2 protein-coding genes are annotated in these 1,713 nt (G+C 66.3%); both read right to left on the bottom strand.

Features of this window, described 5'->3' with window-relative positions; genetic code table 11:
- Positions 1 to 569 (bottom strand): hypothetical protein (locus AC5RTS_RS16255; protein WP_493993050.1); only part of this gene is annotated, 569 nt, incomplete at its 3' end.
- Between the two features lie 181 nt (positions 570 to 750).
- Positions 751 to 1,419: a hypothetical protein gene (locus tag AC5RTS_RS16250; protein ID WP_493993049.1), complete on the bottom strand. Its 669-nt coding sequence runs from the start codon at positions 1,417 to 1,419 to the stop codon at positions 751 to 753.
- Between the last annotated feature and the right edge of the window lie 294 nt (positions 1,420 to 1,713).

The following is a 1,713-nucleotide window of genomic DNA, read 5'->3' as shown; positions in this document are numbered from 1 at the left end:
GTGTTTTGGGTACGGACGGAGGCCGCGTGGGCTCCGGTGCGGACTCGGACGGCTCCGGCGCGGGCCGTGTTCTGAGTGCGGATGGCTCCGGCGTGGACGTGGTTGGCGGTGGTGCGTGCCGCCATCTGGACCCTTACAGAAGCCGCGCGGGTGGTGCCACGGGCCCATGCAGCGGCGACCTGCGCCCCCTCGCGGAACCAGTCGTAAGCTACGCCGATTCCCATCCAGGCCCAGGCGAAGGCCGCCCGCAAGCCGGTCCAGGCCCAGGCGAAGGCCGCGCCCAGCCCGGCAGCGAACCAGGTGAAGGCCGCGCCCAGCCCGGCAGCGAACCAGGTGAAGGCGGCGCGGGGCCCTCCGGCCGGCCAATCCGGGGGGACCGGCCCGGCGCCCTCTGGAGTGGCTGGCGGTCGGAGCTCTTCCTTATCCGTTGTCTGGAGGTGAAGCGGACGCCTGACCACCGGAGAGCTGTGGTCAGGAGGATTGGGCTGCTGCGGCGCGTGGGGGAGCAGATCATCCTCTGCCGGCGTTTGGGATTTGGGTGCATTAGGGTTCGGAAGCAGTGCGGCCATGGTCATCCTTCACAGCAGAACGGCACCCTCCGGCGAACTTGGTTCTCACCGGGGGAGGACATAACGCTACGCGGGCATGACCGGCGTGTGACCCCTTCAGGCCGCTTCCCGGGGCTGCGGAGGGAAAACTCTCGGCTGCCACACCTTGGCCCCTGTTATTTCGCTTCCGTGACCCGCGCCGTCAGTACGGGTAGGGCGGCGCGGAACGGAAGTACGGCCTGGATTGCGGCAGATAGAGCAGCACTATCCCGGCGATCCCCAGCAGGCTGGAAAGCAGTGCCAGCAGGCCCAGGGGCGAAGAGAAATACGTGCCGGCCGTGGTGACGATGCTGACCAGGGAGAAGGCGGCAAAGACTGTTCCCAAGATGCGGGCCCAGTTCTTCCCACGCCGCACGAGCAGTCCGATCAGGATGTAAAAGCCCAGACCGATCACGGCGATGACTATGCCGAAGGACACGAGGAAGGAATTGACGCTCTGTTCGTCCATTCCGCCGTCCGTGATGGTCTGCTGCTCCTCGGGGGTCAGCACGGACGGAAGGTCGAACGAGGTAATGACGTTGTTGATGAAGCTGAGGACGCCGGCGGCAAGGATGAGCCAGGATCCGATCAGCACCTCGCGGGGTGCCGGACCCTTCGCGGGCCGGGCAGGGGAATACGGCGAAACGTAACCCGATGGCTGGGCGGCCTGATATCCGTAGGGGCCGGAAGCGTATTGGCCATACTGGGGCTCAGGCCGGTTACCTGCGGTGTTTCCGGGACCGTCGGAGCTTCCGCCGGGTCCCGGAGGCGGCACTGGCGGCACCTGCGGATTGTTGTTTCCGGGATCAGGGTTGTTCTCTGGTGTACTCATATCCACCTGCCTGCTGGTCGGTATCGAAGAGGCGGTCCGGTGGGCAAGTGCCGTCGGCACACAGGGCCCGGGCACCCCCGCAGCCAGACTTCCAGCCTAGCGCGGCCGGCCGGCGAGGGTCAGGGCCAGCGGGAAGTTCGCCCCCGGCCCAGGTGTCAAAAGCACACAAACGAAAAACAGCGCAGCCCCGGCCGATGGTGAACTGGTCCCCGAAAGTTGGACTGGCCAAATAAAAGTCTAGGCCGCGAGGGCCTGAGCACGGTATTGCACCGGGCTCAGGCCCTTCAGCTTTGT

Source organism: Arthrobacter sp. MDT1-49-2, from assembly GCF_059090185.1.
Note: the sequence above shows the minus strand (reverse complement) of the source record. Positions and strands in the feature narration are given on the sequence as shown.